Source organism: Arthrobacter sp. 05T47, assembly GCF_056395825.1.
The window spans coordinates 1-22,346 of the sequence record NZ_JBFTKG010000025.1 but is presented as its reverse complement, the minus strand read 5'-3'; the positions used below and the strand labels follow the sequence as shown (position 1 = coordinate 22,346).

The 22,346-nt window shown below is 68.1% G+C and carries 18 protein-coding genes; 10 read left to right on the top strand and 8 right to left on the bottom strand.

Annotation, left to right across the window (positions count from 1 at the left end; translation table 11 throughout):
• Positions 1–52: 52 nt before the first annotated feature.
• Both AC1DEY_RS16245 and AC1DEY_RS16240 read right to left on the bottom strand, forming a co-directional pair.
• Positions 53–1,489, bottom strand: a complete 1,437-nt coding sequence (locus tag AC1DEY_RS16245) for an MFS transporter (protein ID WP_476868865.1) — start codon at positions 1,487–1,489, stop codon at positions 53–55.
• 255 nt (positions 1,490–1,744) lie between these two features.
• Complete coding sequence (locus tag AC1DEY_RS16240; RefSeq protein WP_476868864.1) at positions 1,745–2,776, bottom strand: Lrp/AsnC family transcriptional regulator; 1,032 nt, start codon at positions 2,774–2,776, stop codon at positions 1,745–1,747.
• 182 nt (positions 2,777–2,958) lie between these two features.
• On the opposite strand from AC1DEY_RS16240, the gene AC1DEY_RS16235 reads away from it, so the two are divergent.
• Both AC1DEY_RS16235 and AC1DEY_RS16230 read left to right on the top strand, forming a co-directional pair.
• A complete protein-coding gene (locus tag AC1DEY_RS16235; protein ID WP_476868863.1) occupies positions 2,959–4,218 on the top strand; it encodes a M20 metallopeptidase family protein in 1,260 nt (419 codons plus the stop codon).
• Between the two features lie 23 nt (positions 4,219–4,241).
• Positions 4,242–5,531: an MFS transporter gene (locus tag AC1DEY_RS16230; RefSeq protein WP_476868862.1), complete on the top strand. Its 1,290-nt coding sequence runs from the start codon at positions 4,242–4,244 to the stop codon at positions 5,529–5,531.
• A gap of 109 nt (positions 5,532–5,640) precedes the next feature.
• Here AC1DEY_RS16230 and AC1DEY_RS16225 read toward each other — a convergent pair whose 3' ends face one another.
• Positions 5,641–6,903, bottom strand: a complete 1,263-nt coding sequence (locus tag AC1DEY_RS16225; RefSeq protein ID WP_476868861.1) for an MFS transporter — start codon at positions 6,901–6,903, stop codon at positions 5,641–5,643.
• A 108-nt stretch (positions 6,904–7,011) separates the two neighbouring features.
• Here AC1DEY_RS16225 and trmB point away from each other — a divergent pair, with 108 nt between their 5' ends.
• Positions 7,012–7,968: a tRNA (guanosine(46)-N7)-methyltransferase TrmB gene (gene trmB, locus AC1DEY_RS16220; RefSeq protein ID WP_476868860.1), complete on the top strand. Its 957-nt coding sequence runs from the start codon at positions 7,012–7,014 to the stop codon at positions 7,966–7,968.
• A 103-nt stretch (positions 7,969–8,071) separates the two neighbouring features.
• A complete protein-coding gene (locus tag AC1DEY_RS16215) occupies positions 8,072–8,878 on the top strand; it encodes a DUF1206 domain-containing protein (protein WP_476868859.1) in 807 nt (268 codons plus the stop codon).
• Between the two features lie 12 nt (positions 8,879–8,890).
• Here the strand turns inward: AC1DEY_RS16215 and AC1DEY_RS16210 are convergent, their stop codons facing one another.
• Complete coding sequence (locus AC1DEY_RS16210) at positions 8,891–9,574, bottom strand: anti-sigma factor family protein (RefSeq protein ID WP_476868858.1); 684 nt, start codon at positions 9,572–9,574, stop codon at positions 8,891–8,893.
• Positions 9,571–10,071, bottom strand: a complete 501-nt coding sequence (locus AC1DEY_RS16205) for a sigma-70 family RNA polymerase sigma factor (protein WP_441409564.1) — start codon at positions 10,069–10,071, stop codon at positions 9,571–9,573. Before AC1DEY_RS16205 ends, AC1DEY_RS16210 begins: the two co-directional genes overlap by 4 nt.
• 232 nt (positions 10,072–10,303) lie before the next feature.
• Here AC1DEY_RS16205 and AC1DEY_RS16200 point away from each other — a divergent pair, with 232 nt between their 5' ends.
• The gene (locus AC1DEY_RS16200; RefSeq protein ID WP_476868857.1) at positions 10,304–10,843 is read left to right on the top strand and encodes a COG4315 family predicted lipoprotein; all 540 of its coding nucleotides are present in this window, start codon (positions 10,304–10,306) and stop codon (positions 10,841–10,843) included.
• A gap of 184 nt (positions 10,844–11,027) precedes the next feature.
• On the opposite strand, the gene AC1DEY_RS16195 is transcribed toward AC1DEY_RS16200, so the two are convergent.
• Complete coding sequence (locus AC1DEY_RS16195; RefSeq protein ID WP_476868856.1) at positions 11,028–11,954, bottom strand: DMP19 family protein; 927 nt, start codon at positions 11,952–11,954, stop codon at positions 11,028–11,030.
• Positions 11,955–12,150: 196 nt separating this feature from the next.
• On the opposite strand from AC1DEY_RS16195, the gene AC1DEY_RS16190 reads away from it, so the two are divergent.
• From AC1DEY_RS16190 to AC1DEY_RS16175, 4 genes are all read left to right on the top strand, one after another.
• Positions 12,151–15,633: a DEAD/DEAH box helicase gene (locus AC1DEY_RS16190; RefSeq protein ID WP_476868855.1), complete on the top strand. Its 3,483-nt coding sequence runs from the start codon at positions 12,151–12,153 to the stop codon at positions 15,631–15,633.
• 357 nt (positions 15,634–15,990) lie between these two features.
• Positions 15,991–16,581: a TetR/AcrR family transcriptional regulator gene (locus AC1DEY_RS16185; protein WP_476868854.1), complete on the top strand. Its 591-nt coding sequence runs from the start codon at positions 15,991–15,993 to the stop codon at positions 16,579–16,581.
• Positions 16,582–16,796: 215 nt separating this feature from the next.
• Complete coding sequence (locus tag AC1DEY_RS16180) at positions 16,797–17,450, top strand: M15 family metallopeptidase (RefSeq protein WP_476868853.1); 654 nt, start codon at positions 16,797–16,799, stop codon at positions 17,448–17,450.
• A 141-nt stretch (positions 17,451–17,591) separates the two neighbouring features.
• Complete coding sequence (locus tag AC1DEY_RS16175; RefSeq protein ID WP_476868852.1) at positions 17,592–18,590, top strand: AraC-like ligand-binding domain-containing protein; 999 nt, start codon at positions 17,592–17,594, stop codon at positions 18,588–18,590.
• Positions 18,591–18,658: 68 nt separating this feature from the next.
• On the opposite strand, the gene AC1DEY_RS16170 is transcribed toward AC1DEY_RS16175, so the two are convergent.
• Positions 18,659–19,672, bottom strand: a complete 1,014-nt coding sequence (locus tag AC1DEY_RS16170) for an isopenicillin N synthase family dioxygenase (RefSeq protein ID WP_476868851.1) — start codon at positions 19,670–19,672, stop codon at positions 18,659–18,661.
• A 146-nt stretch (positions 19,673–19,818) separates the two neighbouring features.
• Positions 19,819–21,288 (bottom strand): APC family permease, encoded by a 1,470-nt coding sequence (locus AC1DEY_RS16165; RefSeq protein WP_476868850.1) that lies wholly within the window; start codon positions 21,286–21,288, stop codon positions 19,819–19,821.
• Between the two features lie 378 nt (positions 21,289–21,666).
• Here AC1DEY_RS16165 and AC1DEY_RS16160 point away from each other — a divergent pair.
• Positions 21,667–22,346: aldehyde dehydrogenase family protein (locus AC1DEY_RS16160; protein WP_476868849.1), on the top strand; the 680-nt coding region annotated here is incomplete at its 3' end.

The window sequence follows — 22,346 nt, the reverse complement described above, 5'->3', positions numbered from 1 at the left end:
GACTTTCCGGCCGGGGCTCCTGCAGTTCGGGGCTTCTATGCGTCACGGGCCGCTAGGCGGGCTTCCTGAGGGCCGGGACGACAGCGACGCGCGGCGCGACGGCCACGGCGGCGACCCCGATCGCCGCCGTCAGCGCAAAGACCCCTGCAAAGGGTGCCGACGGCGTCGCCGTCGCGAACGCGGCGAACACGATCCCCGTGCCGGCCAGGGCCAGGGCGCCGCCGAGCGAGTCCGAAATGGACATCGCCGAACTGTTGAAGCCCTCGGTGTCCCGGGTGGAAAGGGCCAGAGTCATGACGCTCAGCCGCGGATACATCAGGCCCATCCCGCCGCCGGCGAAGATCCATCCCGCGATCGCGACGGCGGCCGGCCAGGCCAAGACCGTTGTCACGAGGGCCAGGACGATGGCGCCGAGGACCAGGGCCGAGCCGATCCGCACAGCCCTGCGGTGCTCCAGGCGGTTGCCCAGCCTGCCCTGGATGGCCGACGCCGCCGCCCAGGCGATGGCGCCGCCGGTGAGCGTGAGGCCCGCAAAGGTCGGGGCGAAGGCGTAGCGCTCGACCAGCAGGTACGGCAGGTAGACCTCCGCCCCGAAGAACGCCGCGGACGCGAGCCCCCGGGTGAGGATCACGCTGGGCAGGCCGCGCCGGGCGGTCAGGGTTCCGCGGGGCATGAGCGGACGCACGGCCAGGACCGAGACGGCGACGGCGGCCGCCGCCAGCACGCCCCCGGCGCCCGGCACCGTGGCGGACAGGTTCAGGCCCAGCACCGCGAGCGCTGCCAGCGCCGCCAGCGCCAACTTGGCGAGGCCGCCCGGACCGCGGCCGACGGCGGGCTCCGCGCTTGCCCGCGGCTCCCCGGCGTCGTCCGGGCTGCCATTCAAGCCCCGCAGGGCCGGGGCCGTCAGGAGCAGGGCCGGAACCACGAGTCCCACGACGCCCAGAAACACCCACTGCCAGCCGGCCAGTTCCGCCACGGCGCCCGCCGCGAACGGGCCCACGAGGGACGGGATGACCCAGGCCGCGGAGAAGGCGGCGAAGATTTTCGGGTGCAGCACCTGCGGGTAGACCCGCGCGATGACGACATACAGGGCCACCGTCAGCCCGCCTCCGCCGAGGCCCTGCACCAGCCGTCCGGATACCAGAACCGGCATGGTTCCGGCGGTACCGGCGATCAGCAGGCCGAGCACGAACATGCCCACGGCGGCCAGGAGGGGCGCCACGGGGCCTTTGCGGTCCGACCAGCTACCGGCCGCCACCATGCCGATCACCCCGGTGGCGAGCGGCCCGGCGAAGGCCAAGGCATACAGGCCCGCGCCATCGAGTTCCCGGCTGACGAGCGGCATGATGGTGGTCACCGCCAGGGACTCGAATGCCGCCAGGAACACCAGCGCGCACGCGCCGAGCGTCACCAGCAGGTAGCTGCGGTGGAAGATTCCGGCCGATTCGGGGACGGCTCTTTGGCGGGCGGGCGGGTCAGTTCGGGGCACGAGCGGGGCCTGATCAGTAATGAGGGACGCAGCCCAGGAATCCTCAACTCAACGATGAGGCCAAGGCAGGTCCGGGCGGGCGGGGACCAGTGGCGCGGCTCCTGGCCTGGCCACCCGGAGGATGAAGCAGGTGAAGGGCGCCTAGGGGAAGCATGCCACAGCTTTGAAAGCCGGGCACGCCGCGGGCTGCTCGTCAGCAGTGGACGTGAGGTGGTCAGTCCGTGGAGGTCAGTCGGTCGCGGTTAGCCGTCGAGGTCAGACCATCGCATCGAGCCCCTGGGCCGGAACCACGACGGCGCCGCTCGCCCGTGAGTCCGGGTTCAGCATCCAGCCCACGCGTTTCACGGTGCTCAGCATGACTACGCTTTCCACGAGGACGATCCCGGGCACTTTCTGCTGCAGCGCCAGTTCAATGCTCATGACGTCCGCCAGGGACTGCAGCCACATGATGATCACGAAGTTCGTGGGCCCCGTGGTGGAAGCGCTGAGCCGCACGTTCCGCATGGTCCTCAATTCGGCCGCGGCTGCCTCGTGCCGCCCGGCCGGGACGTTGACGAACCATTGGCAGGTCACGGGGAAGGCCGAGAACTTCTGGGCCACCTCGCACCGGAATGACAGGATGCCGCTGGCGAGCACCCGGTTGAGCTGCCGCTGGACCGTGGCAGGGTGCCTGCCCAGCCCCCGGGCAATGTCCGCCGCCGTGGCCCGCCCATCCCTGGCCAGGAACGGCAGGAGCGCCAGATGGCTCTTCGGCAACGCGTCCCGGGCGGCAGCCGGGGCAACCCCGGTTGCCTCGGGGCCGGCCAGTGCCCGCACGGCGGCCTGCTGGGCCCGGCTCAACACATTGAGCCGCCAGGAGCCGCCGCTCGCGTGCAGCCGGGTGCACAGCGCGGTCTGATATTTGAGTAGGCCGTCGATCTCCTTGAGCCGCGAGACGACCTTCAGGCTGAAGTCGTCCAGGGAGGGCGTGATGACGGTCAGCATGAGGTCCCGGTTGCTGGCGGCCTCCTCCACTGTGACGATTTCCGGCATCCCGGCGAGCCTGGCGGTGACTTCCTCGCGCCGGTTCATTTCGCAGTCCACAGCCACGAACGCAAGGCACATCTGATGGGGGTCGCCGATCAGGTGGGCGGTGATCCAGGAAACGCCGGAGGCCAGCAGCCGTTCCCACCGGGCGGCGAGGGTAGTGGCGTGGACGCCCAGCACCTGGGCCGCGTCCGCCCAGCTCAGGCGCGGCGCAATCTGCAGGACATTAATCAGGGCGAGGTCGTCCTCGCTGAGTTCCATCACTTTTCCCTTCGTTAATGCATGAAACCTGCAACAGCAGTCCCTTTTTGCATTTTTTCAGGGCTTCGGCCGCATGTGAATTATGTCACTTCAGAATAGACGCAGTAAGTCCCCCGCGGGGACCGAACAAAGCCAGTCAGCCAGGCCACATCACCAACCACGCGACAAACGAGGAGCAACACGTGCCGATCACCGAAGACGCCCGGGAAATGCAGGCGGACCTCGCCCGGTTCCGCCATGAACTGCACCGGGAGCCCGAGATCGGCCTGAGCCTGCCCCGCACCCAGGAGAAGGTGCTCCAAGCCCTGGACGGTCTGCCCTATGAGATCACCCTGGGCAAGGACACCACCTCGGTCACCGCGGTATTGCGCGGCCAGGCACCCGGGTCCGGCGCCGGCTCCCGCCCGGCCGTGCTGCTGCGCGCGGACATGGACGGCCTGCCGGTGCAGGAAAAAACAGGCGTGGACTACACGTCCAGGATCGACGGCGCCATGCACGCCTGCGGCCATGACCTGCACACGTCCATGCTGGCAGGGGCCGCCACCCTCCTGGCCGAACGCCGGCACAACCTGGCCGGCGACGTCGTCCTGATGTTCCAGCCCGGCGAAGAAGGCTTCGACGGTGCCGGCCACATGATCCGCGAGGGCGTGCTGGATGCCGCCGGCCGACGCGTGGACGCCGCCTACGGCATGCACGTATTTTCCGCCCTGGAGCCGCACGGGACGTTCTGCACCAAACCCGGCGTCATGCTCAGCTCATCCGACGGCCTCATGGTCACCGTGCTGGGTGCCGGCGGCCACGGTTCGGCCCCGCATTCGGCCAAGGATCCCGTGACAGTGGCGGCGGAAATGGTCACCGCCCTCCAGGTCATGGTCACCCGCCAGTTCAACATGTTCGATCCCGTGGTCCTCTCCGTGGGGGTCCTCCAGGCCGGCACCAAGCGCAACATCATCCCGGAAACGGCACGCATCGAGGCGACCATCAGGACCTTCTCCGAGGAATCCCGGCAGAAAATGATGGACGCCGTGCCGCGCCTGCTGAAGGGAATCGCGGCGGCGCACGGCCTCGACGTCGACGTCGACTACCAGCAGGAGTATCCGCTCACCATCACCGACGAGGACGAAACGCACACCGCGGAGACCGTCATTGAGGGCATGTTCGGCGATTCCCGGCTCTCCCGCTGGGCCACGCCGCTCAGCGGCTCCGAGGACTTCTCGAGGGTTCTCGCCGAGGTCCCCGGCACGTTCATCGGGCTGAGCGCCGTCCCCCGGGGCTCCGACCACGCCACGTCCGCGTTCAACCACTCCCCGTACGCCACGTTCGACGACGGCGTGCTGGCCGACGGCGCCGCACTCTACGCGGAGCTCGCCATTTCGAGGCTGGCCGCGCTGGCGGCGGCCGACGCTGCCGCATCCGCCACCGCCGCCTCCACCCTTTCCTAGCCCACCCCCTGAGGGAGAAGACCATGACTGCAACTGCAAGCACCCAACTGGCGCCCCGGACATCCACCCGCAAGACAATCATCGGCACCGGCATCGGAAACGCCGTCGAATGGTACGACTGGGCCATCTACGCCACCTTCACGCCGTTCATCGCCAGCCAGCTTTTCAGCAAGTCGGATCCGGCGTCCGCGGTGCTGTCCACCCTGGCCATTTTCGCCGTCGGCTTCGTTGCCCGTCCTTTCGGCGGCTTCCTTTTCGGGTGGATCGGTGACCGGATCGGCCGCAAGGCCTCCATGACCCTGGCCGTGGGGCTCGCATCGGTGGGCAGCCTGATGATCGGCATCGCACCGACCTTCGCGGCAGTGGGTGTATGGGCATCGCTCACGCTCTTGGTGGCGCGCCTGGTCCAGGGCCTGGCGCATGGCGGTGAGCTGCCGTCGTCGCAGACCTACCTGTCCGAAATGGCGCCGAAGGAACACCGCGGCTTCTGGGCCACCCTGATCTACACCTCCGGCACCGTGGGAATCCTGTTCGGGACCCTGCTGGGCGCCGTCCTGAACATGGCGCTGAGCACCGAGGTCATGAACGCGTGGGGCTGGCGCATCCCGTTCCTGATCGGCGCGGCCATGGGACTCTACGCGCTGATCATGCGGTCCCGGCTGCACGAAACGGACGTCTTCGAGGGCGAGGCCACTGCCGAAAAGCGCGCCCCGATCTGGCCCCAGATCGTGCGCCACCGCAAGCAGGCCCTGCAGGTGATCGGCCTGACCGTGGGCCTGACGGTGATCTACTACATCTGGGGTGTCGTCGCCCCCAGCTACGCCACCACCGCCCTGAAGATCGACCGTGGGGAGGCCCTGTGGGCCGGGGTGATCGGCAACATCGTGTTCATCGCGGCGCTGCCGTTCTGGGGAAAACTCTCCGACCGGATCGGACGCAAGAAGGTGCTGTGGGCCGGCGCGATCGGCGCAGGGGTCATGCACTTTCCGATGACCTGGCTGCTGAAGGACGCCGCGTGGCAGCTGGCCGTCAGCATGTCCGTGATGCTGATCTTCATCGCGGCCAGCGCGGCGATCGTCCCGGCCGTCTACGCCGAGCTGTTCCCCACGAGCATCCGCACGGTGGGCGTCGGCGTCCCCTACTCCATCTGCGTAGCGGTGTTCGGCGGAACCGCGCCCTACCTGCAGCAGTGGCTCGGCACTACCGTGCAAATGCCGCAGCTGTTCAACGTGTACGCCGTAATTCTCCTGGCCATCTCCGCGGTCTTCGTCTTCACCATCCCGGAAACGAAGGGCAAGGACCTCACCCTCTGATCCCGTCCTGCCCGGCCCTGCGGTCCCGGGGTCCCGCTTGAGCTATCAGTTGTAGCTGTCATGGAGGGCTCCAGACAGCTACAACTGGTAGCTCATCGCAGTTAAGGCGTCAGCCGCCGACGTAGCGGTTCCGGCCGGCCCGGTACCCGAACACGGCGGCGAGCGAGCCCACCACCAGGAACAGCACCCCCGCCGCGGCGAAGGACCCGGTGGACTGGTGTAACTGGCCGACCAAGAGCGTGCCGCTGGAGCCCAGTCCGTAGCCCACGCCCTGCATCATCCCGGAGAGGTGGGCCGCGGTGTGCCCGTCGCGGGTGCGGACCATGATCAGGGTCAGGGCGGCGGCTGTCAGGCTCCCCTGGCCCAGGCCGAGCAGCCCGGTCCACAGCCAGAGCAAATCGGCGGGCCCAAAGATGCTCAGCGCGAAGCCTCCGCCGGTCATGAGGGCCACCACCGTGTTGATGGCGCGCTGGTCCCGGAACCGTGTGGCGAGGGCCGGGGCGAACAGCGAGCCCAGCATCTGCAGCACAATCGAGGCCGAGACGATCAGACCGGCCGTGCCGCCGTCCACGCCGCGTTCGCGCAGGATCGGGGCCAGCCAGGCGAAGACGCTGAAGGACATCATGGCCTGCAGGACCATGAACGCCGTCACCTGCCACGCCACGGCGGAACGCCAGACATTGACGCCGCCGCCCGCCGGGGCCGGGCCGCCGGGACGGGCCCGGAGCGCTGCCGGCAGGAACAGCAGAAGCACGACGCCGGCCGGCAGCGCCCAGAACCAGAGCGCCGCGCTCCACTGCCCGGTCGCGCGAAAGACCGGGAACGTGAAACCCGCACCGAGGGCGGCCGAGGCGCAGATTGCCGTGGTGTAAAGGCCGCCCATGAGGCCCAGGCGGTGGGGGAAGTCGCGCTTGACGACACCGGGCAGCAGCACGTTGCACAATGAAATCGCCGCGCCGCAGGCGGCGGTTCCTGCGAGCAGGGCCGGAAGATGGCCGGCCGCCGGCAGCTCCACAGGCCGCAGCAGCAGCCCGGCTGTAAGCACCGCCATGGCGCCGAGCAGCACCCGCTCGGCTCCGAACCGGCGGGCAAGCCCCGGGGCGAGCGGGGCGAACACGCCCAGCAGCGTCACGGGCACCGTGGTGAGCACCATGATCGCCCAGGCCGGAAGCCCGGAGTCGGCCGTCACCTCGGGCAGTACCGCAGCGAAACTCGAAAAGACGGTGCGGAGGTTCAGCCCGATGAGGACCAGGCAGACGCCCAGGTACGCGAGCGTGCGCCGGCCGGCAGCGCGCTGCGCTCCGGCGGGGTCGTCCCGGACAGCGAGGCTTGCCAGGTGTTCCTGCTGGTCAGTTTTTCCTGCTGGGCTCATCCGCCCCATTCTTGCAGTCGCTTCGTGCTGCCGCCCGCCGCCGCGGTCTCCCGCCTCCGGATGGTTGCGGGGCGGGCCGGCCCCGCAAACTCAACTATTCTGGAAGGGATGAGCGAATCCCCAGAATCCCCCGGCACGCCGGCAACCCCGGAGTCCGGCGCCCCGGAAGAGACACAACTGCCGCGCCCCGTGACCCCCGGCAGCCAGGCCTCGTTCGGCACGTACGGGGGCCGTCCGGTGAGCTTCGTGCGCCGCGGCACGCGGTTGCAGGGCCGTCGCCAGGCAGCCTGGGAGGAGCACTCCGACCGCTGGGCCGTTGAGGTCCCCCGCCACGTCGCCAACACCTCCGTGCACCCGGACTACGTCTTCGACGCGGAAGCCGAATTCGGCCGGACGGCGCCGCTGATTGTGGAGATCGGCTCCGGGCTGGGCGACGCCGTGTGCCACGCGGCGGAGGAAAACCCGGACAAGGACTTCCTGGCCGTGGAGGTCTACACCCCGGGCCTGGCCAACACGCTGATCAAGATCAACAGCCGCAAACTGAGCAACGTCCGCGTGGTGGAGGCGAACGCCCCCGAAGTGCTCGCGACCATGCTGCCGGCTGGCTCAGTCACCGAACTGTGGGTGTTCTTCCCKGACCCGTGGCACAAGTCCCGGCACCACAARCGCCGCCTCATTCAGCCGGCCTTCGCCGAYCTYGCCGCCCGGGCSCTCMAGCCCGGCGGCACCTTCCGGATCGCSACCGACTGGTCCAACTACGCCGTCCACGTCCGCGAAGTCATGGCCGGGTCCGCGGATTTCGAGAACCTGCATGAGGGCGAGCGCGCCGGCGCGGAGAGCCCCCTGACCCAGGTGTGGGAATCCGGCGTCGAGTCCCTCGTGGGCGGAGCGCCCGTCAAGGAGGGCCGGGCACCGGTCAGCACCGAACACACCGGGCCCAACGAAGGCGTGGACGGGACCGGCGGCTGGGCGCCGCGGTTTGAGGGCCGGATCCTGACCAGCTTCGAGAACAAGGCGCACGAAGCCGGGCGCCTGATCTTCGACCTCAGCTACCGCAGAATCTAGGCGCCCCCAGTACGCGGGGATCTGTTCCTGAACGGCTTCGCGTGACACCATTGCGGAACGAACCGCGCTGGGTAGCACTAAGGACACGATCATCAAAGATGAAATGAAGGACGTCGCCGACGTCGCCGAGGACGTCACGAATTCGAAGCCCCTCGAAGTGGTGGCACGGGCCGGCTTCGCCGTGTCCGGGCTGCTGCACTTCCTCATCGGGCTGGTCGCGATCCGGCTTGCCATGGGCGGCCAAGGCCAGGCCGACGTCAGCGGCGCGGTGCAACAGCTCGCCGCCCAGCCGGCCGGGCCGTTGCTGCTCTGGACCTCGTTTGCCGCCTGCGTAGCGCTGGCCATCTGGCAGACGTCCGACGCGATCTTCGACTTCGAGCACCTGCCGACCAAGAAAAAGGTCGCCAAGAAGCTCAAGGCAGCCGTCCAAGCCGTGGTGTACGCCGTGTTCGCCCTGACGCTCGCGTCGGTCGCCACTGGGGCCGGCTCCGACAACCGCGAGTCAACCAGGGATTTGACAATCAACCTCATGAAGGCACCGGGCGGCGTTGCGCTCCTGGTGGTCATCGGCGCCGCGATAGCAGTCACGGGGATCGTCTACGCGATCCGCGGCTTCAAGAAGTCATTCATCAAGTACCTGCGCATGCCGTCCCAGCCGCAGGCGCGCACCGCGGTGACGGTCACCGGCGTGGTGGGCTACGTCGCCAAAGGCTTCGCCCTGCTGCTGGTGGGCCTGCTCATCATCATCGCCACCGTGAAGGCACACCCCGAAGAGTCAACCGGACTCGACGGCAGCCTGAAGGCCCTGCGCGAGCAGCCGTTCGGCGTGTACTTGCTGGCCGCCGTCGGTGTCGGCCTGATCTGCTACGGCATCTACATGGCCATGCGGGCCAAACTCGCGAAGATGTAGGCCCCGCGGACGCTACCCCTGCGGGACGGCGATGACTGCCACGGTCTTCTGCTGCTCGTCGCGCATCTCCACACTGGCGATCCTGGCCAGCTGCACCGGCGTCGCCCCGGTGATCCGGACCCTGCCGGTGGGTGTTGCCGTCCACGCGCAGGCGCGGTCCTCGCCGCCGTCGCGGTCCTTGACCCACAGCGAGAGGGTCCCGGCGACGGGCAGGCTCCGGCCGTCCACCGCCAGTTCGGTGCCCCAGGTTTTCTTCACGAGGCCCACCGAGACCTGCAGCCCGCTGCTGGCCGCCACGGAGTAGCTCGCGTCCGGTTTCGGGGGCTGGCTGAGCAAAGGGCCGACCATGATTCCCGCCCCCAGGCACGCGGCTGCCGCGGCGGCTACCGCCGCCGTCCAGCGCCGCCGCACCTTCCGGCGGCGGGCGGCGATCTCATCCAGGAGCCGGCGCGGGACGGGGACCGGTTCCGGCGGAACAAGCGCCCTCTCCCGGGCGGCCGCGGCCGCCACGGTGAGTGCGACGGCGTCGGGCACCGGGATGGCGTCGAGCAGGGCGGGGAGGCTCGCGAGGTCGTCGAGCTCCTGCCGGCATTCTGCACACACGGCCAGGTGCCGTTCGAAGGTTTCGGCCTCGTCCCGTTCCAGCCCGCCGAGCAGGTACGCGCCGAGGAGCTGATGCAGGTCGCTGTCGTTCACCGCTGCACCCCCATCTCGTCGAGGATGGTCCGAAGGGCCCTTACGGCGTAGAACGCCCGGGACTTCACCGTGCCGCTGGGGATCTTCAATTGGGCGGATGCCTCCTGGACTGTGTAGCGGCGGTAATGGAGCGCTACGAGGACTTCGCGGTGCTCCGCGCTGAGCCGCAGCAGCGCCTCCTCCATCAGGACCTTGTTGAGCAGTTCATCGATCCGTCCGGCGCCGTCGGGGGTGTCCGGGACATCCCGTTCGCCGGCTTCCTGGGGCCGCCGCTGGGCCTTGCGGTAGTTGTCGATCATGATGTTGCGCGCCGTCCTGAACAGGTAGCTGCGCAGGCTTCCGGTGATCTGCGGTGCCTGCTGCCAGACCCGCAGCACGGTTTCCTGGACGACGTCGTCGGCGAGCTGGGGATCGCGGGAGGCGCTGAGGACGAAACGCTTCAAGGCCGTCCCGTGGTCGCGGTAGATGGCAGCCACGACGTCTTCGTCCAGCGGCATTTCCCACCTCCTGCGGGTTTTTGTCCTCCGAGCTGATTTCCTGCGCCTCTCCGCCTGTAAGACGTACAGGCGGCCCCAATAGTTCAGTGTGCCGCAGGAGCGCCCACACATAAACGTCGAAGGCATAAACGGCGGAGGCAAACGGCACGGGCGTGAACCATTCCGCGCTCCACGGCGTCCTATCAGGTAGCGCCGGCCTCCGAGTTGGGCTGGCTCGAGTCTAGGAGCAGCAATGAAGAAGCACCTCAGCATTGGCTTGTCCGCGTTTGCCCTGGCCGCGCTACTGTCCGGCTGCGGTGGCGGTGCGACCACGACGACGCCGACATCGGCAGCGCCGGCCACCTCCGCCGCCTCTTCTATGCCTGCAGAGTCGTCCGCCGCCGCGTCCAGTTCGGCGCCGGCGTCCGCTGCCGAGCTCACGGTGGCTCAGTCCAAGTACGGACAGATCGTGGTGGGCGGCCAAGGACTGAGCGTCTATTACTTCACCAAGAACACGAAGGACTCCGGGACCAGCGCCTGCACCGCCGGGTGCCTGACGTCGTGGCCCGCGGTCACTTCGACGACGGCGACCCCTACCGTTGAGGGCGTCACGGGCAAGATCGGAACCATTCCGACGGCTGACGGAAAGATGCAGATCACCATCAACGGGATGCCGATCTACTACTTCGCCAAGGACGCGGCCGCGGGGGACACCAACGGCCAGGGCGTCGGCGGAGTCTGGTTCCTTGTGGCACCCTCCGGAGAGATGATCACCGCGCCGCCGGTTCCGTAGGCTCCGCTAGGGCCGGAGGCCCGCCCGTTCGAGCTGGCCGGCGGCCCGCCCGTTCGGGCTGGCCCAGCGGCCCGCCCCTTCCGGCTGGCCAGGCCAGGCCTGCCGGGTCCGGCGTACGGCCGGCGCCTGCTCTTTGGGGGGAGGCGCCGGCCGTACCGGGGAACGTGGCTTAAGCGCCGGCTTCTTAGGCGCCGGCCTCCGCGAAGTCCGCCTCTTCAAATTCGACGGCGGCGAGGATCTCCTGGGTGCGCGGGTTCAGCATGAAGGCCTCCTCGTCGTCTTCCAGCATGAGGAATTCGCCCTGTTCGGTGGTGAAGTGCCACGCCAGGGTGGTTTCCCCGTTGTGCTCATGGTTGGGATCACCCATGGTGATCCGTTCCAGGGTGTGGCCCGCGATGTCGCACAGCTCCCGGATGATCTGTTCGAACTCCGGCGCGTCCAGGAGGGCTTCCTCCGCGGCGGCCGCCTGGCGCTCCGCGAGGTCTGGAACCCGGGCCACCCGACCGGCAATGTGGGCGTCGAGGTCGTCCTCGGCAAGGACCAGCAGGTCCTCCTGGCCGCGCAGCCAGGCGGCATTCAGGGCCGCGATGTCCTCGGTTTCCAGGAGCGACTCGAACTCCCCGTCCAGTTCTTCGATGCGCCGGACGGCGTCGGAAACCCCGTCCCCCGGAGCGTCTTCGGCTGTGTCGTCTTCGGTTGTGTCGTCGCCGACGGCTGCCCAGCCACTGCCGCCGTCGAGGTAGGTGTCGACGTCGGTGTCGGTGAGGGCGCCGAAGGCGGCCACGGTGCGGTTGAAGAGGTCCAGGTGCGCGTCGCCGCCCATGGCCGCCAGGCCTTCGCGGACGTAGGGATCGACGTCCTCGCGTTCGGGGACCGTGAAGACGTACTGCGCGAAGCCGCCGGCCAGCGCCTGCGTCAGGTAGAAGTCCACGTAGTAGCTGCGCAGGGCGGTCGGGGAGATCTCGTCCGCTTCGAGCAATTCCTCGAACATGGCGTTGACCACGTTGACGTTCGCGTCGACAACGTCCTCGTTTCCGCCTTTGAGGCTCTCCGTGGTCAGCACTGTGGGGTAGCTGGGGGCGGACTGGATGGTGGGCTCGCCGTTGGTCATTCGGAATCCTTACTGCTGGCACTGCTGATACTCCGGACCTCTCCACGGTAGGTCGGTCTTCACGGCGGGCAGCCGAGCCCCAGTTGAACGTCAGGCGAAGTTTGGGCGGCGGTTCCGCGGGTACCGGCGAAGTTCCGGGTCCCGCGAAGCCTCGGTAAGATGGGTCAGATGACCACCTGCCGAAAGTAGCGCGCACATGCCATCCCATCCGGACGAGAGTGCGGCACTGGCAATACAGACTCCCGCGATTAACGACCGCTCCCTCGCGGCCGGGCTGGCCTACGCCATGGGGAGCCGTGTTTCCGGCATGTCCTTCGACGCCGCCACGGGCCTGCTGCTGGGGAAGGTGCGCGGCGGATCCGAAGTGCCGTACTCCACGACGGCGAAGCTTGTCCGGAAGCCCAGTGGCTGGAGCTGCACGGTGGGCGTCTGCAGCTGCCCCGTCCGCAAGGACTGCAAGCACGTCGCGGCCCTGCTGTTCGCCGCCGAAGACAACCCGGCGACCCGCATGCAACTGTTGGCCCCTGCCGAGGCCACGCGGCTGTCGCGCCAGAGCGCGCCGCCGGAAATGGCCGACTGGGAGCAGGCGCTGAGCCCCCTGATCGCCCGGCCGGGAATCGCGCCGTCCGCCAACGGCACCCCGCTGGCGCTGCAGTTCGACGTCGAGGAACCCGCCCCGCACTTTTCCTACACGGGCCGCCGAGATCCGCTCCGGAGTGTCCGGCAGCTCAAGGCACGCCCCGTGATCATGGGGGCCAAGGGCAAGTGGATCCGCGGCGATGTCTCCTGGAGCACGCTGAGCTACCTGAACTACCGGCGCGAATGCAACGAGGCCCACGTGGAGTGGATGCAGGAATTCCTCGCCTCCCACACTGCCGTGGCGAACCGCCAGCACTCGGGCACCGGACTGTGGCTGGGACTGAACACCTACGCCGGCAAGAACCTGTGGAGCTTGTTGTCCCAGGCCCAGAAGATCGGCGTCGCCCTGGTGCACAGCCGCGGCGCCGAGCCGGTGCGGTTCGTCGAGCAGCCTGCCGCTGTCGGACTGAACCTGGCGCGGTTCGGCACCGGAGGGGAGGACGGCGGGCTCGCGCTCGCGCCGACCATCACGGTCGAAGGCGAAGTGGTGGATCCGGCGACGGTCGGGACCATCGGCCGCCCGGCACACGGGATCTTCCTGGCCACGGACGGCGACGCCCTGCCTGGCGTCGCCCCCGCCGACCCCGTCATCACCCTGGCCCCGCTGGAAAGCGGGCTCAGCGAGGAACTGCTGACCTTCGTCACCGGCGGAACCACCCTGCACATCCCCGCACGGGACGAAAGCCGCTTCCTGACCGGTTTTTACCCCAAGCTCAAGCAGACCGCCCGGGTGACGGCCTCCGACGAATCCGTGGAGCTGCCCTCGCTGGCCGTGCCCACCCTGTCCCTGCTGGCCAACTACGGTGCGGACCACCGGGTCAGGCTGCACTGGGAATGGCACTACACGTCCGGGAACCTCGTCACGGCCCAGCCGCTGTGGCGGCACCCCGGCGACCACGGCTACCGGGACGACCCCGCCGAGGCCCGGATCCTCGAGGGCGTGGGGCAGCCCTGGGACGTGGTGCCCGCGCTGGGCGAATCCGCGACCGGCGGCTGGGGAACGCCGCGCCTTGCCGCCACGGCAGAACTGGCCGGGCTGGACACCCTGGCGTTCACCGAGGACGTACTGCCCCGGCTCCGGGACCTCCCCGACGTCTCCGTGGATACCTCCGGCGAGATTGCGGACTACCGCGAGGCCGAAGAGGCCCCCGTGGTGGCGATCTCCACCAAAGCGACGGACAGCCGTGACTGGTTCGACCTTGGCATCGTGATCACCCTGGAGGGCCAGCCGGTCTCCTTCGCCGCCCTGTTTTCCGCCCTCGCCGCCGGCCAGACCCGGATGCTGCTGCCCAGCGGGGCGTACTTCTCCCTGGACCTGCCCGAACTGCACCAGCTCCGGGCCCTGATCGACGAGGCGCGTTCCCTGCAGGACAACCCCGGAGACAAGGACGCTCCCCTGCAGATCAGCCGCTTCCAGGCCGGGCTGTGGGACGAGCTCGCGCACCTGGGCATCGTGGACGAACAGGCTGCCGCCTGGCGCGAATCCGTGGGCGGCCTGCTGGAAGGCGGCATCAAGGGCCTCCCCCTGCCTGCGACGCTGAACGCCGAGCTGCGCCCGTACCAGCTGGAGGGCTTCAACTGGCTGAGCTTCCTGTACCGCCACGGCCTCGGCGGCGTGCTGGCCGACGACATGGGCCTGGGCAAGACGGTGCAGGCCCTGGCGCTGATCTGCGCCGCGAAAGACGCCGCCGCCGCCGTCGTTTCCGCCGATTCAACCGCGGACTTAACACCGGACTCAACTTCCGATTCAACCGCGGACACAACTCCGGACCCAACGCCGGAGGCGCCCGCTGCCCGGACCGCGCCGTTCCTTGTCGTTGCCCCCACCAGCGTGGTGGGCAACTGGGAGGCGGAGACCGCACGGTTCGCCCCGGGGCTGAGCGTGCGCGCCATCGGCGAAACCTTCGCCAAGAGCGGCTCGGACCCGTCCGAGGCGATGGCCGGCGCGGATATCATCATCACCTCCTACGCCCTGTTCCGGATCGACTACGAGGCCTATGCCGCCCAGGCCTGGGCCGGCCTGGTCCTGGACGAGGCGCAGTTCGTCAAGAACCACCAGTCCAAGGCCTACCAGTGCGCCCGCAAACTGCCGGCCGGCTTCAAGCTCGCCATCACGGGCACCCCGCTGGAAAACAACCTGATGGAGTTCTGGGCCCTGACCTCGATCGTGGCCCCCGGACTCTTTTCCAGCCCCAAACGGTTCGCCGAGTATTACCAGAAGCCGGTGGAGAAGAACGGGGACAGGGGGCAGCTGGATAAGCTCCGGCGGCGGGTCCGGCCCCTCATGATGCGGCGCACCAAGGAGCAGGTCATCAAGGACCTGCCGCCCAAGCAGGAGCAGATCCTGGAAGTCGTGCTGAATCCGCGGCACCAGAAGGTCTACCAGACGCACCTGCAGCGGGAGCGGCAAAAGATCCTGGGCCTGATTGAGGACGTCAACAAGAACCGGTTCACCATCTTCCAGTCGCTGACCCTGCTCCGGCAGCTCAGCCTGGATCCCTCGCTGATCGACCCCTCCCTGTCCGGGGTGCGCTCCAGCAAGCTCGACGTCCTGTTCGAGCAGCTCGCGGACCTCGTGGCCGAAGGCCACCGGGCCCTGATCTTCAGCCAGTTCACCGGCTTCCTGGGCAAGGTCCGGGAGCGGCTCGTCGAAGAAAACATCGAGTTCTGCTACCTCGACGGCGGCACGCGCAACCGCACCGACGTCGTGAACGAGTTCAAGAACGGCGCCGCCCCGGTGTTCCTGATCAGCCTCAAGGCCGGCGGCTTCGGCCTGAACCTGACTGAGGCCGACTACGTGTTCCTGCTGGACCCGTGGTGGAACCCCGCGTCCGAGGCCCAGGCCGTGGACCGCACACACAGGATCGGCCAGGCCCGGAACGTCATGGTCTACCGGCTCGTCGCCAAGGACACGATCGAGGAAAAGGTCATGGCGCTCAAGGCGAAGAAATCCCAGCTCTTCGCCGACGTCATGGAAGGCGACGCGTTGACCGGCGGGGCGTTGACGGCCGAGGACCTGGCGGGGCTGTTCAACGACTGACCCGCCTCAGCTGCGGTGGCCGCGTGTTGGCCGCACTTTTACCTTGGATTGCCCTCATTCGGCCGGGTGGGGCCGTGCCCGGAGCCGGGCCAAGAGCGTCGCGGCGAGCAGCGCCGTCGTCATTTCCGGCGCGATGACCGCCAGCAGCACCCCGGTCATCGCCAGCGCGCGGCCATGACCTGGCGAAGGGCGCCGGCCCGGCCGCGGCGCCAGATGTGCCCGGCGCACGGCAGGCACACCGCCACGGCCTCCGTTCGGGGACCCTGGCGGGTCGGAACTTTATTTTCTATAGTTGCAGAGAATACGGAAATGTAAGCTGTGCCACGGAGTCCGACGCAAGAAAAATTGGGGAGCCCGGTGCCAAAGATTGTCGACCACGACCAGCGGCGGCTTGAACTCGTCGACGCGACATGGCGGACCATCGCCCGGCTCGGCATCGAAAGCGCCACCATGCGGGAGATTGCCCTGGAGGCCGGCTTCGCGAACGGGGCCCTCAAGCCCTACTTCCCCACGAAGGATGACCTCCTGACGTTCGCGTTCGGGCACGTCTTCAACCGCACCAACGAACGGATCGCGGAGGTCACCGCAGGGCAGTCCGGACTTACAGCCCTGAGGTCGTTCTGCATCGAGGTGCTGCCCCTGGATGAGGAGCGGATCAACGAGGCCCGGATTGTCATTCCCTTTTGGCAAAAAGCCATCAATGATCCCGGCAAGGCCCGGATCCACCGGGACTCGATGGAGCAATGGCTTGCGGAGATATGCCAGCACCTTGCCGAGGCGCGGCAATCCGGCGCCTTCACCACAGCCGTCGCCGATTCCGTACTGGCCGGGCAGCTGCTCAACTTCCTCCTCGGCGCGCAGATCGCAGCGGCCCTGGCTCCCGAAGGCCAGATGGAGCTCGGCCTGAAAGGGCAGCTGGAGGGATTCCTGGCCCTGCTGGAAAGCTAGGCGGGCCGACCGACGGAAGCCGGCCCCTTCCCTGCGCGCGGGTGCCGCGCGGATGAGTCTCGCGTGAGCGTACCGTCCGGCGGCACCCGCTCGACTGCCCTCTCCGCCGGCTCTTGACCGCGACCCTCTCGACGGCGCACCTGCAGACGGGTACTGTTCCCCCATCTTGTTCCGGACACTTCTTGGGGGCAATCATGCTTAGAAGAATCAGCAGGATGACAGGTGCCGTGGCGGGTCTGGTGCTTTCGCTCGGCATGATCGCACCGCCGGTGACGGCAGTGGCCTCGGCGGGTTACGACCTCGACACGGCCTCCAGCCTTCAGGTGGTAGTCAACAAGCACCGGCAGCTGAACCCGACCGGGTACGTGCCGGGGTCGCTGGTCGCAGTCCAGGGGGAACGTTTGCGCGCGCAGGCCGCGGACGCCTACAAGCAGTTTGCCAGAGCCGCCAAGTCGGCCGGCGTGAATATCCTGCCAATCAGTGGCTACCGCTCGTTCAGCCAGCAGGCCAGCCTTTACGACAGCTACGTCCGCCAGTACGGACAGGCGACGGCGGACACGCTTGCCGCCAGGCCCGGCTACAGTGAACACCAGACCGGCCTGGCCATGGACATCGGCAATGCCAGCGGAACCTGCGCCCTGCAGGCCTGCTTCGCAAATACCCCCGCGGGGAAGTGGGCGGCCACGCACGGCTGGGAGTACGGGTTCATCATCCGATATCCGGCCGGCGCCGAGGGCACTACCGGCTACACCTACGAGCCATGGCATATGCGTTATGTCGGACGGGCCGTCGCCCAGGACATGAAAGACACCGGCATTGCCGCCCTGGAGGATTACTTCGGACTGGAAAAGGCACCCGATTATCTTTGATGACCGGAGATCTTTTTTCGCCGAACGTCGAAAAAAGATGACAGCTGCGCGCCGCGCCGCTACCCTGAAAGGACTGTGTCCCACGACACAGTTCCCGGAAACGGTGCAGTCCCTTCACCTCCGACGGCGTCAGGATCTTCGATGACCGCAGTTGCAGTCCGCCCAACCCACAGTGCCGCCAGCGACGCCATTGCCGCCATCGCCGCCGGACAGGACGTCCACACCAGCACAGCGGCCTCGTTTGAGCACTGGAGGCACCTCGTCGCGGAGTCCTTCGTTCCGCTGGCTGCCTCGTGCGCCGATGCGGACCATTTCCGTGGCCGCATGCGGGCCCGCAAGCTGGACCGGGTGGCGATCGTCGAAGTCTCGTCGACAAGCCATGAAGTGCACCGCACGCCGGCGCTGATCGCCCAGTCCAACCAGCGCTATTTCAAGCTCAATCTCCAGCTCCAGGGCACCGGTCTCCTCATCCAGGACAACCGCGAGGCCGTCCTGCGCCCGGGCGACCTCTCCATCTACGACACCAGCCGCCCGTACACGCTTGCCTTCGAGGAGGACGCCCGGCTCATGGTGGTGATGTTCCCCTGGGACGCCCTGTCCCTGCCGCCGGACTGCATCGCCCAGCTCTCGGCCGTGCGGATGGCCGCCGACGGCGGCCTCGCCGCGATCGTCGGGCCTTTCATCGCCCATCTTGCCGAGAACCTGGACGCGCTGGGCGGCCCGAGCGGGTCCCGCCTGGCCACGAATGCCCTCGATCTCGTCTCCACGATGCTGCATTCGGAGCTGGACATGTCCGCGGACCGGATGCGGCCGCAGGCCCTCCTGGCGGCCTCTGTCCGCGAGTACATCGACGCCCACCTGGCCGATCCGCTGCTCTCGCCAGCCTCCATCGCGGCGGCCCATTTCATCTCCACCAGGCACCTGCACAACGTCTTCCACGAGTCCGGGACCACCGTGGCGAGCTGGATCCGGACCCAGCGGCTGGAAGGGGCCCGACGCGAGCTGCGGGATCCGCTCCTGGCCGGGATGCCGGTGGGGGCCGTGGCCGGGCGCTGGGGCTTCCTGGATGCCGCCCACTTCAGCCGGTCCTTCCGCGATGCCTTCGGCGAATCCCCCAGCGACTGGCGCCGCGGCGCCTGAGCAGGACCTTCGTTGCCCGCCGCCGCCGGCGGCCGAATGCACCCGCCGTCGCCAGGGCCGCGGGGACGTCAGCTCGTGATCAGATCCGCATGGTGGTCTGCGGCAACGTTCGGGTGGGCCCGGAGCCGGTAGCGAAGGGCGTTATCGCCGTAGGTTTCCAGAATCGGGCTGTTGGTCGGGTCAACGGAGAGCCCACGGGCTTTGGCCTGAAACTCCGGGCTCACCGCAAGCTTGGGCATGGTCGCGTCCAGCGCGGGGTTGTAGAAGAACGGCAGGGAGATCCTGTCCGTGCCGCGCAGGGGCGAGATCACGCGGTGCAGGGTGGCCTTGAGGTAGCCGTTCGTGGCCAGCTCGAGCATCTCGCCGATGTTGACCACGAATGTTCCGGGCACCTGGGGTGCGTCGATCCACTTCCCCTGGTACTCGACCTGGAGGCCGCCCTTTCCGGGTTCCACCAGCAGGAGCGTCAGGACGCCGCCGTCGCGGTGGGAACCGACGCCCTGCTTCGGCTCCGGGTTGGATTCCCCGGGATAGCGCACAATCTTGAGCAGCGGGAAAGCCCGTGCGGCAAAGGCCGCGTCGAAGGTGTCCTCGGGTGCTCCGAGGGACACGGCCAGGGCCCGCAGGAGGGTGAGGGAGATGGCGCTCAGCCGCTCGGTCCATTCAGAGACAATCGCCCGCATTTCAGGCAGCGCCTCCGGCCACAGGTTGGGCCCTTCCAGGCGCCAGTAGTCGGCGACACCGGCGCCCGGCTTCACCGCGTCACGCTCGACGCCGATGTCAATCTGCTCGCGCCAGTCAACAGCTCCGTCCGTGAGTTCGCCGCCGACGCGGGTATAGCCGCGGAACTGCGGGCTGTGGACGTTCTCGATGGCGAGTTTCTGCTCCTCGGGCAGTTCGAAGAAGCGGCGTGAGACCTCGAGCATGGCGTCAGTGAGCTCCTGCGGAATGCCATGGCCGGCCAGATAGAGGAACCCGACTTCATGCATGGCGTTACGCAGGTCGTCCCGAAACTGGGAGGCCTCCTCCGGTCCTGCAGTCAATCGGGAGAAGTCCAGGACGGGCAGTGATTCGAGTGACAATGCATTAGTCCTTTAGCGCTAGCTTGGCAAGCCGAGGCCTGTATTTGCTCCAATGTTACGGAACGAGTTCCAGCTACGAGGATAAACGTGTCGAAATAAGACATCCAGAGCGGGCCAGGGGCCCTGCCCTAGGGCAGGGCCCCTCGCTACGCCGCGATCCCTGCCCTCGCTGCCCGGCGTTCCACGCCGATTTCCACCAGCACGCCGGCCGCAAACACRACGGGGACTGTCATCAGCAGGCCCACGGCCGTTTCAGCACTGCCGCCGATCAGCGCGGTGAAGTTGCTGATCACGAGGAACAGGACCCAGCCAAGCAGCAGGGTGGCGAGCACGGGCGCCACCGCAGTCTGCCAGATCTGGCCGGCTTCCCGTTCGCGCCGAAAGTACGCGACGACGGCCAGGGAGCAGAGCATGTACAGCACCAGCAGCGCCGCCACGGCCAGCCCGCTGAACCAGGAAAAGAGGGTCAGGACGGGATCCAGGGATAGCAGGGCGAACGGCGCCACCAGCAGGAGCGCGATGACGGTCTGGATCCGGGCAGCGACGGCGGGGGCCTTGTGCCGGTTGGTCCGGGCCAAGGCGGCGGGCATCGATCCGCGCAGCGCCAGCGAGTGGAGGTAGCGGTTGATGCCGTTGTGGAAGGCGATGATGCCGGCGAGCAGGGACGTCACCAGCAGGATGCCGGTGACGGTTCCGGCCCATGGCCCGAACAGCTCCACCATCGGTGTCAGCACAAAGGCGGTGGAATCGCCCGATTCGAGAGCCGCGCCCGCGGCATCAATGACGTGCGAGGGGCCGTAGTAGCTGACCAGCATCCAGGAAATGAAGGAGAAGAACACCGAGATCACCCCCACCGACAGATACGTGGCGCGGGCCACCGTGCGGTGCGCATCCTTGGCTTCGGCCGAGTAGATGGCCGTGGATTCAAAGCCGAACATCGAGGCGACAGCGAACATGATGGCCACCCCCGGGGCCCCGGCGCCGATCGCCGCGGGAGAGAAGGATGCCGCCAGGCTGATTCCTTCCGGCCCACCGCCGCGCAACAGCACTGTCAACCCGAACATGAGCAGGATGGCGACTTCCAGGCCCACGAGCACCGCCAGGACCCGCGCCCCGAGTTCGATGTTGAGGGATCCCAGCACCTGCACTCCCGCCATGGTGATCACGGCCAGCAGCCACCAGGGGACCTCAATGCCGGCGGTTCCCAGGACACCCGAGAACGCGGCGCCGTACAGCCCGTACATCGCGGCCTGGACCGTGCTGTACGCGAGGAGMGCCAGCCACGCAGCTCCTGCCCCAATCTTCCGCCCAAATGCGGCGGTGACGTAGGCGTAGAAGGCGCCATTGGCCTGGATCTTGCGGCTCATGGCGACGAATCCGACGGCGAAGATCACGATGACGATGCCCACCACCARATATGCCCCGGGCGCCCCGGCCCCGTTCCCGAGGGCCGCGGCCAGCGGTGACGCTCCGACGATGCCGGTCAATGGCGCCTGGGCGGACAAGACAAARAAGAGAATGCCCATGACGCCGACGCTGCCGGCGCGCAGCGCAGTGGAATGCTCCGCGCGGGGACGGGCCTCCGCGGTCCGGGACTCGGAATTTGAAATACTCATCGGATCCTTCTTAACGGTCATGAGTGCTGGGAAATGTCGATCTGGGACCTGCGGTCTGGGAAAAACAGTCTGGGGAAAACAGTCTGGGAAAAGCGCCGTGAAATGGGAGGTGCCTKGCACCGTGCAAACCAGCATGGCAGGTGATGCCCGTCACCCTTTTGTCGATCAGTGACCGGTTGTTGTTCCACAGCGCAGTGGCATCCAGRMCCGCGGCATCCGGCGCAGCGGCATCCGGGACCGCGGTGATCATTCGCACTGGGTCAAGTGCAGTTCGCGCAAAGACAAGACTGCRCGTCCGGCGCCGGAGGARACTCGGACATGACAGAGCTGCCCGTGCACAAGCCTCTTAGTGCCTCAACTACTCGATGTGGAGTAACCATGGAAACCTACGACGCCCTTCTKGCCTCGATCACCCCGGCSTCSGGCCCGACCCGGACCATCCTGGACCCGGCCACCGGCGAGSCGGTCGGTGAAGCCCCGGTCCACGGGATCGAGGACCTCGAGCACGCCATCRCCGCCGCRGCCGCMGCGCAGCCGGCCTGGGCCGCGCTGGGCCACGACGCCCGGTCCGCCGCRCTGCTGAAGGCCGCCGACGCCGTCGAACGCTCCGCCGAGGAACTCGCCCGGCTGCTCTCCCGCGAGCAGGGCAAGCCGCTCAACGGCCCCAACGCCCGCTTCGAGGTCGGCGCCTGCGCCGCGTGGCTCCGCACCGCCGCCGCCACGCCCCTGGAAGCGGAAACCGTGGTGGACGACGGCGAAACCCGCGCCGAACTGCACTACCGGCCCATCGGCGTCGTCGGCGCGATCGGGCCCTGGAACTGGCCCATGCTGATCACCGTCTGGCAGATCGGACCGGCACTGCGGATGGGCAACGCCGTGGTGGTCAAGCCCTCCGAATACACCCCGCTCTCCGTCCTGGCCCTGGTCGAAATCCTCAACCAGGAACTCCCCGACGGCCTCCTCACGGTGGTTTCCGGCGGCCGCGACGTCGGCGAGGCCCTGGCCGAACACCCGGCGATCGGCAAGAGGCCCTGGCCGAACACCCGGCGATCGGCAAG

Excerpts from the sequence above, each read along its gene's own strand:
- AC1DEY_RS16225 (WP_476868861.1), bottom strand. The coding sequence starts at position 6,903 with ATGAGCCCAGCAGGAAAAACTGACCAGCAGGAACACCTGGCAAGCCTC.
- AC1DEY_RS16195 (WP_476868856.1), bottom strand. The coding sequence starts at position 11,954 with ATGACCAACGGCGAGCCCACCATCCAGTCCGCCCCCAGCTACCCCACA.
- AC1DEY_RS16215 (WP_476868859.1), top strand. The coding sequence starts at position 8,072 with ATGAAGGACGTCGCCGACGTCGCCGAGGACGTCACGAATTCGAAGCCC.
- AC1DEY_RS16175 (WP_476868852.1), top strand. The coding sequence starts at position 17,592 with ATGACCGCAGTTGCAGTCCGCCCAACCCACAGTGCCGCCAGCGACGCC.
- AC1DEY_RS16200 (WP_476868857.1), top strand. The coding sequence starts at position 10,304 with ATGAAGAAGCACCTCAGCATTGGCTTGTCCGCGTTTGCCCTGGCCGCG.
- AC1DEY_RS16205 (WP_441409564.1), bottom strand. The coding sequence starts at position 10,071 with ATGCCGCTGGACGAAGACGTCGTGGCTGCCATCTACCGCGACCACGGG.
- AC1DEY_RS16190 (WP_476868855.1), top strand. The coding sequence starts at position 12,151 with ATGCCATCCCATCCGGACGAGAGTGCGGCACTGGCAATACAGACTCCC.
- AC1DEY_RS16180 (WP_476868853.1), top strand. The coding sequence starts at position 16,797 with ATGACAGGTGCCGTGGCGGGTCTGGTGCTTTCGCTCGGCATGATCGCA.
- AC1DEY_RS16230 (WP_476868862.1), top strand. The coding sequence starts at position 4,242 with ATGACTGCAACTGCAAGCACCCAACTGGCGCCCCGGACATCCACCCGC.
- AC1DEY_RS16240 (WP_476868864.1), bottom strand. The coding sequence starts at position 2,776 with ATGGAACTCAGCGAGGACGACCTCGCCCTGATTAATGTCCTGCAGATT.